This window comes from Rathayibacter sp. AY1C9 (assembly GCF_002932315.1).
Classification (GTDB): domain Bacteria; phylum Actinomycetota; class Actinomycetes; order Actinomycetales; family Microbacteriaceae; genus Rathayibacter.
The window spans coordinates 1-14577 of the sequence record NZ_PSVZ01000006.1 but is presented as its reverse complement, the minus strand read 5'-3'; the positions used below and the strand labels follow the sequence as shown (position 1 = coordinate 14577).

Sequence of the window (14577 nt, the reverse complement as noted above, 5' to 3'; positions counted from 1 at the left end):
CTCGCCCGGGCCGGAGCCCGGTCGACGACGGAGCCGGCGCGATCACCGCCCCGCGCTCTCCGGCTCGAGCACCCCTGTCGGCGTCCCGAGCGTCCTGCGCACGGGCGTGCCTCCAGCCCACTCCCCCGCGCCTCCCGGCCCGATCCCAGCAGCCGGGAGCGAGACTGTTCTTCCGCCGTCGTCGCCGCCCCCGCCCGACGACCGACGAGAGGAGCACCGTGACCCGGTCGCTCACCCGCCTCACCCTCGCCATCGGCGTGCCCTACGTGGTCGCTCTCGCAGCGATCGCCTTCTGGCCGACGCCCGTCGATGCGGGAGTGCGGGGGGATCTCGGCCGGGTGACCTCCTGGTTCGCCCGGCACGGCCTCCCGATGGTCGACTACGCGTTCATCGAGTCGACTGCCAACATCGCCCTGTTCGTGCCCCTGGGGCTGCTCCTGGCCCTCAACCTGCGGCTCCGGAGGGCGTGGGTCGCCGTCGCCGTCGGCGCCGTCGTGAGCTCGCTCATCGAGGCGGGCCAGCTGCTCTTCCTCTCGGCGCGCTTCGCCACCGTCGACGACGTCGTGATGAACACCTCCGGCGCCCTCCTCGGCGCGGTCGCCGGCGTACTGCTCCGGATGGTCGTCCGCGCACGACGACGCCGGAGGGCGGCGGAGTGGGACGACGCCTTCGCGCACATCCCCCTCCGCGGCACCTCCGGCGTCGTGGCGGACCAGCCGAGCCGCGTCCGCTGAGACGACGGCTCTGCCGCGTCAGCGGCCGAGGCCGCGGTACTCCCAGCCGGCCGCACGCCAGGCGGCGGGGTCGAGGCAGTTGCGACCGTCGACGAGGAAGGTGTTGGCCACCTTCGCCGCCGTGGCCGCGGGGTCGAGGGCGCGGAACTGCTTCCACTCCGTCACGACGACCACGGCGTCGGCACCGGCCAGCGCCTCGTCGACGTCGGTCGTGTAGGTGATCTCGGGGTAGCGGCGGCGCGAGTTCTCGATCGCCTCGGGGTCGGTCGCGACCACGGTCGCACCGAGGTCGTGCAGGCGGGCGGCGACGTCGAGCGACGGCGAGTCGCGGATGTCGTCCGACTCCGGCTTGAACGCCAGACCGAGCACCGCGATGCGGCGGCCCGCGACGGAGCCGCCCAGGCCCTCGGTGACGAGGTCGACGACGCGCTGGCGGCGACGCAGGTTGATCGCGTCGACCTCCTTGAGGAAGGCCACGGACTCGCCGACGCCGAGCTCGTCGGCGCGGGCCGAGAAGGCGCGGATGTCCTTCGGGAGGCAGCCGCCTCCGAAGCCGATGCCCGCGTTCAGGAAGCGGCGGCCGATCCGCACGTCGTAGCCGATCGCGTCGGCGAGCTGCGTGACGTCCGCGCCGGTGACCTCCGCGATCTCGGCGATCGCGTTGATGAACGAGATCTTGGTCGCGAGGAAGGCGTTGGCCGAGACCTTCACCAGCTCGGCGGTGGCGTAGTCGGTGACCACGAGCGGGGTCTCGGCCGCGAGCGCCGTCGCGTAGACCTCGTCGAGGGTCGCCTTCGCCGCTGCTCCGGCCTCGCCCGCGGGCACGCCGTAGACGAGCCGGTCGGGGCTGATCGTGTCCTTGACCGCGAAGCCCTCGCGGAGGAACTCGGGGTTCCAGGCGAGGGTCGCACCGGAGGAGGCGATGCGGTCGGCCAGGCGGGCGGCGGTGCCGACGGGGACGGTCGACTTGCCGACGACGAGGGAGTCCGCCTCGAGGTAGGGCAGGAGACCGTCGATCGCCGAGTCGACGTAGGTCATGTCCGCGGCGTTCTCGCCCGGCTTCTGCGGGGTGCCGACGGCGACGAAGTGCACGGCCGCACCGGCGGCGTCGGCCATGTCGGTCGAGAAGCGCAGACGCCCGGACGCGACGCCGGAGGACAGCAGCTCCGGGAGGCCGGGCTCGAAGAACGGCGCGGTGCCGGCGGCCAGGGCGTCGATCTTCTTCTGGTCGACGTCGATGCCGATGACGTCGTGGCCGAGCTCGGCCATGGCGGCAGCGTGGACGGCACCGAGGTAGCCGCAGCCGATGACAGAAAGCTTCACAGGGGTTCTCCGAATCGTGGCGGGTTCGTGTCGCGGTCGCGACGGTGAGGAGGAGCGATGCGATGCGGCGAGGCGTCAGCGCGCCCGCGGACGCGCGACTACCGCCGCGCCAATGCTCTCAGATCGCGGGAGACGTCGGCGACAGCCGCCGCGATCTGCGCCGCCACGCGCTCGTGCACGGCCTCGCTGCGGCCGATCGGGTCCTCGATGTCGTCGCCGCCCTCGCCCCGCGGGGCGCGCCCGCGGTGGGCGGCGGCGAGCCGCACGACGGCGCGGAGCCGCGCGGCGGGGTCCTCGACCGTCGGCAGCGGCACCTCCCGCAGCACGAACGGCAGCACGCGGGCGAACTCGAGCAGCGTGAAGCCGCGGAGGAGGAGCGACGGGAAGCGCCGGGAGGCGTCGACCAGGTGGTCGCGCGTCATCGTCAGCAGGAGGTCGGCGTCGCCGACGATCGCGTCGCCGAGCACCGCGCTCGTGTGCGCGGCCGGGTCTCCCCCGTGCTGAGCCGAGAAGCGGGCCGAGACCGGGTCCATCGCCAGTCCGTCGCGCGTCCTCACTCCGGCGCTCGTGAACGCGAAGAGCGGACCTCCCGCGGGTGATGTCGCGTCGGCGAGTGCGGCGCGCAGCAGCTGCTCCGCCATCGGCGACCGGCAGATGTTGCCGGTGCAGACCGAGAGCACGGTGAAGACGGGGGCGGCGGAGGCGGCGACCGGTTCGTCCGGTCGCCAGCTCCGGCGGGCGGGGCGGGCGGAGTCGTCTGCCGGGAAGATCATCGCGGGGCGCTCAGGCCGAGGTCGACGCGGGCTCGGGCTCGACGGCCGTGTCCGGGCGGGCACCCGATCGCTCGGAGCCGTAGTAGCTCGTGTAGTAGTAGCCGTAGCCCCGGCCGACCTGGCCGCGCGCGGGCACGCGGTTGAGGATCACGCCGAGGGTGTGGCCGCTGACCCGCTCGAGGTTCTGGATCGCCTTGCCCAGCTCGTCGGTCGTCGTCCTGCCCGCGGAGATGACCACGAGCGCGCCGTCGGTGCGGGCGGTGAGGATGGCGCCGTCCGTGACGGGCAGGAGCGGCGGCGCATCGACGATCACGATGGCCTCGCGAGCGATCTCGTGCAGGAGGATGTCCATGCCGTTGGAGCCGAGCAGCTCGGACGGGTTCGGCGGGATCGACCCGGCTCCGAGCACCCAGAGGTTGCCGGACGGGCCCCACGGCTGCAGGACGTCCTGCAGTTCCGCCTTGCCGATCAGCAGGTCGGTCAGGCCGACGCCGGGAACGAGGCCGAACGACTTGGCGACGGTGGGCTTGCGGAGGTCGCCATCGACGACGACGGTCCGCTGGCCGGAGGCGGCGAGCGTCACCGCGAGGTTCGCGGTCACCGTCGACTTGCCGTCCGAGGGCAGCGGGCTCGTCACGACGATGATGCGCGGCGGGCTGTCGATGTTCATGAACTGCAGGTTCGTGCGGAGCTCGCGCAGCGCCTCGGCGAGTGCGTGCTTGCCGTCGGCCTTGATGTAGTCGGTCGTGTCGGCCTCGGGGACGATGCGGTTGGTCTCGCTGAGGCGCTTGTCGACGGGGAGGGTGCCGACCACGGGGAGGTCGAACAGGCGCTCGACCATCTCGGCGGTGCGGATGCGCCGGTCCAGCGTGTTGCGGACGAACGCGTAGACGAGACCGAGGACGAGGCCCGCGAGCGCGCCGACCGCGAGGACGAGGCGCAGGTTCGGGAACGCCGGCGAGGACGGGAGCGCCGCGGCCTGCAGAACGGTGAGGGAGACCGTGTCGCCGACGCCCGTCTCCTGGTTGACCTGCTGCACCTTGGTGGCGATGGCCGCGACCCAGGCGTCGGCGAGCTTCTGCGCGCCCTCGGGGGTGGAGGCGGTGGCGCTGACCTTCATCACCGGGGCGACCGTGTCGGCCTGCACCGTGATCGCCGAGATCAGCGTGGCGGGCGAGACGTCGAGGCCGAGGCTGTCGATCGCGATCTGCGCCACGTCGCGCGAGGTGGCGATCGGGACGTACGTGGCGAGGCTCGACTTGGCGACGGACTGCGCGATCTGCTGCGTGTAGATCGCCTGGCTGTCGTCGGCACCGGTGGTGGCGACGGAGACCAGGCCCTGCGAGTCGGCGACGTACCGCGGCTTCTGCGTCAGCGACCAGCCGAAGGCGACGAGAGTGCCGAGGAGGATCGCCGCGACGATCGGGATCCAGTGGTCGCGCAGCAGCCGGAGGACGTCTCGAAGTTCCACAGAGTCAGATTTCCTTCGCTGGTACGGATCACGCGGCGGGCGCCGGCGACGGGTTCTTCCGAATTCTGACACAGCGCTTCCGCGCCCTCGGCGCCAGGCGCGTCAACCGTGCCACCTGTCGGGGGTGGGCTCCGGCGGAGTCCCTCTCGTGATCACTCCGAGGCCCTCGAGCTCGACGACCGCCGACTCGACGACCGCCTCCGCATCGACGCCGGCGGGCGGCGGGCCCGCCTCCTCGAGCACCGCGGCGACGAGACCGGGCAGATCGGAGCCCCGGCCGGCGTGGCGCCAGATCGTCGGGCCGATGCCGGACAGGCGCACGAGGGTGCCGCCGCAGAACACGAGCAGCTGGCCGTCGGCGAGCTCCACCGCGTCGTCCGCAGGGGTGCGCAGGACGGTGCCGGGCAGGGCCTCGCCCACAGGGTCGAGCTGCACGGAGACCACGTCGGACCAGGCGGACGGGGCCTCGGCGCCGAGGGACGCGAAGACCTCCTCGACCAGGTGCACCACGCTCGCGGCCTCGGAGTAGACCAGTCGCCGGACGCCGCCCAGCGCCGAGAGGGTGCGGACGAGATCGGCGATCGGCCGCGGTCGGGCCGAGAGGTACGAGGTCTGCGGCACCAGATCCTCGATCGCGTCGACCGGGTCGACGTGCTCGAGGAAGGGCGTCCCGACGCCGTCGCGGCGCTCGAGCAGGAGGACGCCCGCCAGACGCAGGGGCGCCTCCGGGACCGGTCGGAGGGCGAGCGACCCGGGGGCCAGCTGCGCCTTCGGCGCCGATCCGGTCAGCGGCTTCACCGACAGCGGCTTGGGATAGGGCAGGACGCGCCCCTCCGGGGTCACGCCGACCGTCTCGTCGGTGACGTAGCCGAAGCGGGACCCGAGCGTCCGGGCGATGGTGGTCTTGCCGGTCCCGGAGGCGGCGACGAAGGCCAGCACGCGGCCGGACTCGTCGGAGATCCCGCAGGCGTGGAGCATCAGCAGGTCGGCGCGCCGGGCGCCGATCGCCTCGAGGGTCAGGGTCGAGGTCAGGGACTCCTCGAGCTGCGCGAGCGTGGCGCTCGAGACCCGGGGCGAGCCGTCGACCGGGACGGAGGGATCGTGCCCCACCTCGGCGAGGACGTCGCGTGCTCCCGCGTCGGGCTCGGACGCGCAGGCGGCCCAGCTGTCGGCGATCCGCGCCGCGTCCTCGTCGCCGACGCCGCGTCCGAAGACCACGCGGAACGGGGTCTCGAGGACCGAGACGGACAGGGTGCGGGGCTCGGCGCCCCTCCCCCCGGCGATCAGTACGCCCCGTCGCGGGCGAGGACGGCGCGCGCGGTCTTGAAGAGGATGACGATGTCGCCGGTCATCGACCAGTTCTCGACGTAGTACAGGTCGAGGCGGACGGTGTCCTCCCACGAGAGGTTCGAGCGTCCGCTGACCTGCCAGAGCCCGGTGATGCCCGGCTTCATCAGGAAGCGGCGGTGCACGTGCTCCTCGTACTGCTCGACCTCGCGGGCCAGCGGCGGGCGGGGGCCGATCAGGGACATGTCGCCGCGGAAGACGTTCAGGAACTGGGGCAGCTCGTCGAGGCTGAAGCGCCGGAGGATCGCGCCCACCCGGGTGACGCGCGGGTCCTTCGCCATCTTGAAGAGGATCGAGTTCCCCTCCGCACGCTGCTGCGACGCGAGAGCCGCCAGTCGCGCCTCCGCGTCGACGACCATCGAGCGGAACTTCAGCATCTCGAAGGTCGCGCCGTTCAGACCGATGCGCTCCTGCCGGAAGAGCACGGGCCCGGGGCTGGTGACCTTGACCAGCACGGCGACGACGACGAGCACCGGCGCGCTGAGGATGATCAGCATGGTCGACGCGAGGATGTCGAAGAGGCGCTTGGCGAACCGCTGGCGGCCGTCGAAGCGCGGGGTCTCGACGTGGATCAGCGGAAGGCCCGCGACGGGGCGGGTGTGGATGCGCGGACCGCCGATGTCGGTGAGGCTCGGCGCCACGACGAGGTGCTCGCGCCCGGGCTCGAGCGTCCAGCTCAGCTCGCGGATCCGCTGCGGCGCCAGCTCGTCGGAGCTCGTGACGACCACCGTGTCGGCGCCGGTGGCGTCCATCACGGCGCGGACGCCGTCGATCCCGGTGAACCCGTGGACCGCGAGGCCCGAGAGCTCCTGCTCGCTCCGCAGCGCGTCCGCACCGCCGACCGAGGTCGAGACGGCGCCGACGAGCTTGTAGCCGGCCTCGGTGCCGCGGCGCAACTCGCGTGCGGTGTGCAGGACGCTCGCGCGGGAGCCGAGGAGCACGACCTGGCTCGAGAAGCGGCCCGCCCGGCGCTGCCGGGTGAGCCAGGAGCGCCAGACCAGGCGGCCGACGCAGATCAGCACGATCCCGGCGGGGAACGCCGTGATGATGTAGCCGCGCGCGAGCAGGATCTGGAGCAGGTAGGCGATGATCGCGACGATGCCGAAGAGCCAGATGGAGGCGTCGACGACGCGGCGGTACTCGACGTAGCCGGTGCCGACGATCCGGCGGTCGCGCGTGTCGAAGACCTGGAGGGCGAGGAGCCAGCCGACCGACAGGGCGACGGACACCCAGGTGTAGCTGACCGCGATGTCGGCGGGGTTCTTGAACCCCAGGTCCGAGTTCAGGTTCAGGTCGAACCAGAAGAGCTGCGTGCCGAAGACGGAGAGGACGATCGCGACGACGTCCGTGATGAGCAGCCGTCGCCGGTAGTCCTGCTCCCACGACGGCCGACGCCTCAGCGGTGCCCCTTGCGCCGTCATCGTTTCCCCCGACCTTTCCTGCTGCTTCGAAAGGCGTAATTCCGTTTCCGGTGTTGTCACGTCGTCAGGCTACCCACTTCCTCGTTTCGGAGGGGTGTCGCGCCGGTGAGGAACGCTCGACCGGTCACCCGCGGAGCCGGCCGCGGCTCTCCTGGAGGTAGCACGCGCCGCACAGCGACTCGTAGGTGACCGCCGTTCCGTCGATCGCGACCTGATCGCCGTCGAACACGAAGCGGCCGTCCACGACGCGCCCGTTGAAGATCGCTTTGCGCCCGCACCGGCAGATCGTCTTCAGCTCCTCGAGGCTGTGGGCGATCTCCAGGAGCCGCCTGCTTCCCGGGAACGCGGCGGTGCGGAAGTCCGTGCGGATGCCGTACGCCAGGACGGGCACGTTCTCGAGGATGGCGATCCGGAGCAGATCGTCGACGTGCGACTCCGGCAGGAACTGCGCCTCGTCGACGAGCAGAGCACTCACGTCGCGCTTCGACTCGGCCAGCACGCGGGCCCGGGCGGCGGTGAAGACGGCCACCGGGTCCCCGTCGGGTTCGAACAGGATGTCCACCGGACGGGTCACGCCGAGCCGCGACACGATCAGCTCCTCGCCCTTCGTGTCGACGGCCGGCTTGGCCAGCAGCACCCGGTGCCCGCGCTCCTCGTAGTTGTGCGCGGCCTGCAGGAGCGACGTGCTCTTCCCGCTGTTCATCGCTCCGTAGCGGAAGTACAGCTTGGCCATCAGGTCTCCTCGGGGCGGGTCCGGGGGCGGGGCCCCCGGGGTGAGCAGGGGCCGGTCACGGGAGGAACCCGTCCTCGCCGGCGCGGCGGATCAGGTCGGCCCGGCGGCTCGCGGGCCTGCCGACCGCGACGTACTTGCGGCGCACTCGCTGCAGGTAGGTCTTCGCGGTCTCGAACTGCACGTTCATCTTGGCGGCGACCTCGGGGGTGCTCGATCCGGACGCGTAGAGGCGCAGCGCCTCCAGCTCGCCGGCGCTGAGCCGTGGGCGCTGCTGCGCCGCGACTCCGGACGGCAGGGGCCGCCACTGCGCGGACGAGACGTCGGCCGAGCGCATCTCGAGAGCGGCGCGGGTCTGCTCCATCACCTCAGCGAGCGGGCGCGACTTCGCCAGGTGCCGCACGGCTCCGGCCTTCAGGGCGCGCTCGCGGACCTCGTCGTCCTCGCTCGCGGAGAGCGCCACGACCGCGGCTCCCGCCGCCCGGCAGGTCCGGATCCGCGCCTCGATCGAGATCGGCTCGCGCAGCTCGACGTCCATCACGACCACCTGGGTGGGGAAGACATCGCTCGTCACCAGGTCGTGCCAGGTGGAGGCGGCCACGACGACCTCGAAGTCCGGGGCGTGGGTGCGGATCCACGCGCTCGTCGCCGCGAGCAGGTCCTCGCGCGGGTCGAGCAGGCCGAGCCGGACCGCACGGGGTGGCGCGTCGCGGGCGCTCCGGGCGGAGGAGCCCGAGGGCTCACCGGAGCGGGTGACCATGCGGACGATCCTAGCCGCGGCCGGGCCCGCCCCCGGCTCAGAACAGCGTCGGCTGCCCGACGCCGGGCAGGATCGCGGCGCGCTCCGGCCCGAGCTCCCCGACCAGCAGCCCGTCGTGCTGGAGGGAGCGCCGCTCGCCGCCGAGGGTCCGCAGCGTCCCCAGCGAATTCAGGGCGGAGGACTTGACGGAGCCGGTGGCCGGGTCCTCCTCGCCGCGCTCGAGCCCGTGCGCGCGCATCAGCGGGCGGATGCGCGCGGAGAGCCAGCGCCGGTACTCGAGAGGCGCGTAGGCGTCGCGGCCCGGGTAGAGCGCTCGGTACTTGTCGACCAGCTCGGGGTGCTCCTGCCCGAGCCACTGCAGGAACCACTCCTTCACCCCGGGCTTGAGGTAGAGGGTCGAGTACATGATCGTGCTGGCGCCCGCCTCGCGGCAGGCTTGGAGCGACTCGTCGAGGTGCGCCCGGGTGTCGGTGAGGAACGGCAGGATCGGCATCAGGAACACCGAGCAGTCGAAGCCGGCCTCCCGTGCCGCGGTGACCGTCGCCAGCCTGGCCGCCGCGGTCGGCGCACCCGGCTCGACGGAGCGCTGGAGGCCCTCGTCGTAGACGGCGATCGACACTCCGAGGTCGACCGGGACGTGCTCGGCGGCCTCGCGGAGCAGTGGCAGGTCTCGCCGCAGCAGCGAGCCCTTCGTGAGGATCGAGATCGGGGTGCCCGAGGCGGCGAGCGCGGCGATGATGCCCGGCATCAGCCGGTAGCGGCCCTCGGCGCGCTGGTACGGATCGGTGTTGGTGCCGAGTGCCACGGGGTGCCGCTCCCAGCTCGGCTTCGCGAGCTCCCGGGTGAGGACCTCGGCGACGTTCACCTTCACGACGATCTGCGAGTCGAAGTCGCGGCCGCCGTCGAACTCGAGGTACTCGTGCGTGGGCCGGGCGAAGCAGTAGGTGCAGGCGTGGGTGCAGCCGCGCATCGGGTTGATGCTCCAGCCGAACGGCATCTTCGAGGAGGTGTGCACGCGGTTGAGCGCCGACTTCGCGAGCACCTCGTAGAAGGTGACGCCCTCGAACTCCGGCGTGCGCACCGTCCGCACCAGGTCGGTGAGCTTGACGAGGCCGGGCAGGGCGGCCTCGTCGGCCGTGCCGATCGACTGCCCGCTCCACCTCATGGAGCCATTAGAACATACGTTCGAACGGATCGCAGCCGATCAGACCGAGGCGGACAGCTCCAGCGTCTCGGCGGTCGCGGTGACCGTCTGCTCGGCCTTCTCGGGCGCGTCGTTGAGGGTCGAGCCGTAGCTCGGCACCAGCGCGCGGATCCGCGGCTCCCAGGCCTTCATCCGGTCGGGGAAGCACTTCTGCACGATGTCGAGCATGATCGGCACGGCGGTCGAGGCTCCGGGCGAGGCGCCGAGCAGGCCGGCGATCGTGCCGTCCCCTCCGGTGATGACCTCGGTGCCGAACTGCAGCACGCCGCCCTTCTTCTCGTCCTTCTTCATCACCTGGACGCGCTGGCCGGCGGTGATCAGGTACCAGTCCTCGTCGCGGGCGGTGGGCAGGAACTCGCGCAGGGCCTTCATCTTCTTGCCACGGCCGGCGAGCACCTCGCCGATCAGGTACTTCATCAGGTCGAGGTTGTCGCGGGCGACCGCGAGCATCGGGCCGATGTTGTGCGGCCGGATCGACAGGGGCAGGTCGAGCCACGAGCCCCGCTTCAGGAACTTGGGCGTGAAGCCCGCGTAGGGGCCGAAGAGGAGGGACGACTCGCCGTCGACGACGCGCGCATCGAGGTGCGGCACCGACATCGGGGGCGCGCCGACGGCGGCCTTGCCGTAGACCTTCGCCTTGTGCCGGGCGACCAGCTCGGGGTTGTCGGTGCGGAGGAACTGCCCCGAGATCGGGAAGCCTCCGAAGCCCTTGATCTCGGGGATGCCCGACTTCTGCAGGAGGTGCAACGCACCGCCGCCGGCGCCGACGAAGACGAAGCGGGCGGTCACCGACTGGGGCGTGCCTCCGACGACCTGCTTGAGGTCGAGGCGCCAGGTGCCGTCCTTCTGCCGGGTGATGTCGGTGACCTCGCGGCCGGTGTCGAGCGTGCCGCCGTGGGCGACGACGTGGTCGAACAGCTGGTGGGTCAGCGAGCCGAAGTCGACGTCGGTGCCGGCCGGCATGCGCGTCGCCGCGTAGGGGCCGCCGCCGGCGGGACGCTGCTCCATCAGCAGGGGCGCCCACTCGTGGATGGTCTTGACGCTCTCGGTGAACTCGATGCCGGCGAACAGCGGCTGGTCCTTGAGCGCCTCGTAGCGCTTCCGGAGGTACTCGACGTTGGCCTCGCCGTGCACGAAGGTCATGTGCGGCGCCGGGTTGATGAAGCTGGAGGGCTCGCGGATGTCGCCGGACTCCACCAGGCTCGACCAGAACTGGCGCGAGATCTGGAACTGCTCGTTGATCTGGATCGCCTTGGCCGGGTCGACGGAGCCGTCGGCCGCCTCGGGCATGTAGTTCAGCTCGCAGAGGGCCGCGTGACCGGTGCCCGCGTTGTTCCACGGGTTCGACGACTCCTGCGCCACGTCGCCGAGGCGCTCATAGGCGGCGATCGTCCAGTCGGGCTGTAGCTGGGTGATGAGTGCGCCGAGCGTGGCGCTCATGATGCCCCCACCGATGAGGGCGACGTCGACCGGTTCCGAGGAGTTCACGAGAGTCGAGTTTACGCTCGCCCGCGGACGCCGCGGCCGGGAGGGGACCCGCTCCCCCATCAAATTCGCGGCTTTTCCACCCGGAGGGGGCCGGAGCGCTCGGCGCCGGCCCCGTCTACGCCGGTCAGGAGACGGGCTGCTTCGCCGCGATGAGCTCGGCGATCTGCACGGCGTTCAGGGCCGCGCCCTTGCGGAGGTTGTCGTTGCTGATGAAGAGCGCGAGGCCGCGTCCCTCCGGGGCGCCCTCGTCGGCGCGGATGCGGCCGACGAAGCTCGGGTCCTTGCCCGCGGCCTCCAGCGGAGTCGGCACCTCGCGCAGCACGACGCCGGGCGCGTGCGCCAGCAGCTCGCGAGCACGCTCGGGGCTGAGGGCGGAGGCGAACTCGGCGTTGACGGAGAGCGAGTGGCCGGTGAACACGGGGACGCGCACGCAGGTGCCCGAGACCAGCAGCTCCGGGAGCTCGAGGATGCGGCGGCTCTCGTTGCGGAGCTTCTTCTCCTCGTCGGTCTCGTTCGAGCCGTCCTCGACCAGGCTCCCCGCGAAGGGGATGACGTCGAAGGCGATCGGGGCGACGTACTTGTCCGGCGCGGGGAAGTCGACCGCCGAGCCGTCGTGCACCAGGTCGAGCAGGTGCTCGTCGGCGACGGCGGCGCGGACCTGGCCGGCCAGCTCGTTCGCTCCGGCCAGTCCGCTGCCGGACACGGCCTGGTAGGTGCTGACGATCAGGCGCGTGAGCCCCGCCTCGCGGTCGAGGACCTTGAGGATCGGCATCGCGGCCATCGTGGTGCAGTTGGGGTTGGCGATGATGCCCTTGACCGCCTGGTCGATGGCGTGGGGGTTCACCTCGCTGACGACCAGCGGGACCTCGGGGTCCATCCGCCAGGCGCTGGAGTTGTCGATCACGGTGACGCCGGCCGCGGCGAAGCGGGGCGCCTGCGCGCGCGATCCCGTGGCTCCGGCCGAGAACAGGGCGATGTCGAGCCCCGACGGATCGGCGGTCTCCACGTCCTCGACAACGACGTCCTCGCCGCGGAACGGCAGCGTCGTGCCCGCCGAGCGGGCGGTGGCGAAGAAGCGGATGGACGCGATCGGGAAGTCGCGCTCCTCGAGGAGGCGGCGCATCACCTTCCCGACCTGGCCGGTCGCGCCGACGACGCCCACGTGGAGGGGGGTGCTGCTCATGCTGTGCTCTTTCGTCCGTGCGGCGCGCGGGCCGCTCGTGGCGGGGGGATCGAGGGAGAGGGTACCGGTCGCTCCGGCCGCTCGGGAGGAACGGCCGGATCGCGAGGGTGTCCGGCCGTCAGCGGCCGGTGCCGGCGTAGACGACGGCCTCGTCCTCGGCGTCGAGCCCGAAGGCGGTGTGCACGACGCGCAGAGCCTCGTTCACGGTGTCGGCGCGGGTGACGACCGAGATGCGGATCTCGCTCGTGGAGATCATCTCGATGTTGATCCCGGCCTCGTAGAGGGAGCGGAACAGCTTCGCGGAGACACCGGCGTTGGTGCGCATCCCGGCGCCCACGAGCGCGAGCTTGGCGATCTGGTCGTCGTACTGCAGGGACTCGAAGCCGACCTCGTCCTTCTCGGCGTTGAGAGCCATGAGGACCGTCTGGCCGTCGGCCTTGGGCAGGGTGAACGAGATGTCGGTGCGGGCGGTGGCCGCAGCCGACACGTTCTGCACGATCATGTCGATGTTGGAGCCGGTCTTGGCCACGATCGTGAAGATCTGCGCGGCCTTGCCCGGGATGTCGGGGACTCCGACGACGGTGATCTTCGCCTCGTTCAGGTCGGCGGCGACTCCGGCGATGATGGGCTCTTCCACGGCTTGTCCGTTCTGCTCGGCGCCGGCGGTCTCGGCGTTGTAGACGATGGTGCCCTCATTGGGGCTGAAGGAGGAGCGCACGTGGAGCGTGACTCCGTGGCGGCGGGCGAACTCGACGGCGCGGATGTGCAGCACCTTCGCTCCCGCGGCGGCCAGCTCGAGCATCTCCTCGCTGGTGATGCGATCGAGCTTGCGGGCCTTCTTGACGACCCGCGGGTCGGCGGTGAAGACGCCGTCGACGTCGGTGTAGATCTCGCAGGTGTCGGCGCCGAGTCCCGCGGCGAGCGCGACGGCGGTGGTGTCCGAGCCGCCGCGGCCGAGGGTGGTGATGTCCTTCGTGTCGCGGTTGAAGCCCTGGAAGCCCGCGACGATGACGACGGCGTTCTCGTCGAGCGCCTCGCGGAGGCGGACCGGGGTGATGTCGACGATGCGGGCGGCGCCGTGCTGCGCGTCCGTGATCATGCCGGCCTGGCTGCCGGTGAAGGAGCGGGCCTCGAAGCCCATGCTCTTGATCGCCATCGCCAGCAGCGCCATCGAGATGCGCTCGCCCGAGGAGAGCAGCATGTCGAGCTCGCGAGGGGCGGGGATGGGCGTGACCTGGTGGGCGAGCTCGAGCAGGTCGTCGGTGGTGTCGCCCATGGCCGAGACGGCGACGACCACGTCGTTGCCCGCCTGCTTGGTGGCGACGATCCGCTTCGCGACCCGCTTGATGCTCTCCGCGTCGGCGACGGAGGACCCGCCGAACTTCTGGACGATCAGGCTCACGTGCTGCTCCCGTGTCGGTGGCTGGACCGCCGTCGCGACCCGACGGGCGAGTCTACCGGTCGACCGCATGCCGGAGCGGTCATGCGACTCCGGCGGCCGCGTCAGTTCTCGACGAGCCGGCGGCCCTCGAAGGCGCGGCCGAGGGTGATCTCGTCGGCGTACTCGAGGTCTCCGCCGACGGGCAGCCCGGAGGCCAGACGGGTGATGCGGATGCCGAGGGTGCTGAGCATGCGCGAGAGATAGGTCGCCGTCGCCTCGCCCTCGAGGTTCGGGTCGGTCGCGATGATGACCTCCTGCACCTCGCCGTCCGCGAGCCGCTGCAGCAGCTGGCGGATGCGGAGCTGATCCGGGCCGATGCCGTCGATCGGGCTGATCGCGCCGCCGAGCACGTGGTAGAGCCCGCGGAACTCGCGGGTGCGCTCGATCGCCGGGACGTCCTTCGCCTCCTCCACGACGCAGATGACGGCGCGGCTGCGGCGCGGATCGCGGCAGATCCCGCAGGTCGCCTCCTCCGCCACGTTCCCGCAGATGTCGCAGAAGTGCACACGGCCGCGCAGCTCGAGCAGGATCTCGGCGAGCCGGGTGACGTCGAACGTCTCGGTCTGCAGGATGTGGAACGCGATGCGCTGGGCGGACTTCGGACCGATGCCGGGGAGCCGGCCGAGCTCGTCGATCAGCTCCTGGACGATGCCTTCGTACATGCGGTCGCCTCCTCTCGGGTGGGGCGGACGGGGGTGGCGG

The 14577-nt window shown here is 71.7% G+C and carries 13 protein-coding genes; 1 reads left to right on the top strand and 12 read right to left on the bottom strand.

From position 1 onward, the window contains the following. Positions 1-218 precede the first annotated feature (218 nt). On the top strand, positions 219-734 hold the full coding sequence (locus tag C5D09_RS17795; RefSeq protein ID WP_244229599.1) for a VanZ family protein: 516 nt from the start codon (positions 219-221) through the stop codon (positions 732-734). Positions 735-752: 18 nt separating this feature from the next. On the opposite strand, the gene C5D09_RS06205 is transcribed toward C5D09_RS17795, so the two are convergent. The 12 genes from C5D09_RS06205 to recR form a co-directional block, all read right to left on the bottom strand. Beyond that, the gene (locus C5D09_RS06205) at positions 753-2057 is read right to left on the bottom strand and encodes a UDP-glucose/GDP-mannose dehydrogenase family protein (RefSeq protein WP_104268851.1); all 1305 of its coding nucleotides are present in this window, start codon (positions 2055-2057) and stop codon (positions 753-755) included. 98 nt (positions 2058-2155) lie between these two features. Beyond that, the gene (locus tag C5D09_RS06200) at positions 2156-2830 is read right to left on the bottom strand and encodes a low molecular weight phosphatase family protein (RefSeq protein ID WP_104268850.1); all 675 of its coding nucleotides are present in this window, start codon (positions 2828-2830) and stop codon (positions 2156-2158) included. Between the two features lie 10 nt (positions 2831-2840). Continuing rightward, entirely contained in the window at positions 2841-4301 is a 1461-nt protein-coding gene (locus C5D09_RS06195; RefSeq protein WP_181127344.1) for a polysaccharide biosynthesis tyrosine autokinase, read from the bottom strand. Between the two features lie 102 nt (positions 4302-4403). Beyond that, a complete protein-coding gene (locus C5D09_RS06190) occupies positions 4404-5519 on the bottom strand; it encodes a hypothetical protein (protein ID WP_104227255.1) in 1116 nt (371 codons plus the stop codon). Positions 5520-5584: 65 nt separating this feature from the next. Then, on the bottom strand, positions 5585-7069 hold the full coding sequence (locus C5D09_RS06185; RefSeq protein WP_104222171.1) for a sugar transferase: 1485 nt from the start codon (positions 7067-7069) through the stop codon (positions 5585-5587). 124 nt (positions 7070-7193) lie between these two features. Further along, on the bottom strand, positions 7194-7802 hold the full coding sequence (locus C5D09_RS06180; RefSeq protein ID WP_104227256.1) for a thymidine kinase: 609 nt from the start codon (positions 7800-7802) through the stop codon (positions 7194-7196). 55 nt (positions 7803-7857) lie between these two features. Next, positions 7858-8559 carry a LuxR C-terminal-related transcriptional regulator gene (locus C5D09_RS06175; protein ID WP_146076549.1) on the bottom strand — a complete coding sequence of 234 codons (702 nt, stop codon included), beginning with the start codon at positions 8557-8559 and terminating at the stop codon, positions 7858-7860. Positions 8560-8596: 37 nt separating this feature from the next. Continuing rightward, positions 8597-9724, bottom strand: a complete 1128-nt coding sequence (locus C5D09_RS06170) for an Rv2578c family radical SAM protein (RefSeq protein ID WP_104247319.1) — start codon at positions 9722-9724, stop codon at positions 8597-8599. Between the two features lie 39 nt (positions 9725-9763). Next, entirely contained in the window at positions 9764-11311 is a 1548-nt protein-coding gene (locus tag C5D09_RS06165) for a malate:quinone oxidoreductase (RefSeq protein WP_104260362.1), read from the bottom strand. Between the two features lie 64 nt (positions 11312-11375). Beyond that, complete coding sequence (locus C5D09_RS06160; RefSeq protein ID WP_104268848.1) at positions 11376-12434, bottom strand: aspartate-semialdehyde dehydrogenase; 1059 nt, start codon at positions 12432-12434, stop codon at positions 11376-11378. A gap of 118 nt (positions 12435-12552) precedes the next feature. Next, complete coding sequence (locus C5D09_RS06155; RefSeq protein ID WP_104222160.1) at positions 12553-13836, bottom strand: aspartate kinase; 1284 nt, start codon at positions 13834-13836, stop codon at positions 12553-12555. A gap of 101 nt (positions 13837-13937) precedes the next feature. Further along, positions 13938-14537: a recombination mediator RecR gene (recR, locus tag C5D09_RS06150; RefSeq protein ID WP_104222157.1), complete on the bottom strand. Its 600-nt coding sequence runs from the start codon at positions 14535-14537 to the stop codon at positions 13938-13940. Positions 14538-14577: the final 40 nt, after the last annotated feature.

Excerpts from the sequence above, each read along its gene's own strand:
- C5D09_RS06160 (WP_104268848.1), bottom strand. The coding sequence starts at position 12,434 with ATGAGCAGCACCCCCCTCCACGTGGGCGTCGTCGGCGCGACCGGCCAG.
- C5D09_RS06185 (WP_104222171.1), bottom strand. The coding sequence starts at position 7,069 with ATGACGGCGCAAGGGGCACCGCTGAGGCGTCGGCCGTCGTGGGAGCAG.
- C5D09_RS06200 (WP_104268850.1), bottom strand. The coding sequence starts at position 2,830 with ATGATCTTCCCGGCAGACGACTCCGCCCGCCCCGCCCGCCGGAGCTGG.
- recR (WP_104222157.1), bottom strand. The coding sequence starts at position 14,537 with ATGTACGAAGGCATCGTCCAGGAGCTGATCGACGAGCTCGGCCGGCTC.
- C5D09_RS06175 (WP_146076549.1), bottom strand. The coding sequence starts at position 8,559 with ATGGTCACCCGCTCCGGTGAGCCCTCGGGCTCCTCCGCCCGGAGCGCC.
- C5D09_RS06165 (WP_104260362.1), bottom strand. The coding sequence starts at position 11,311 with ATGGGGGAGCGGGTCCCCTCCCGGCCGCGGCGTCCGCGGGCGAGCGTA.
- C5D09_RS06180 (WP_104227256.1), bottom strand. The coding sequence starts at position 7,802 with ATGGCCAAGCTGTACTTCCGCTACGGAGCGATGAACAGCGGGAAGAGC.
- C5D09_RS06170 (WP_104247319.1), bottom strand. The coding sequence starts at position 9,724 with ATGAGGTGGAGCGGGCAGTCGATCGGCACGGCCGACGAGGCCGCCCTG.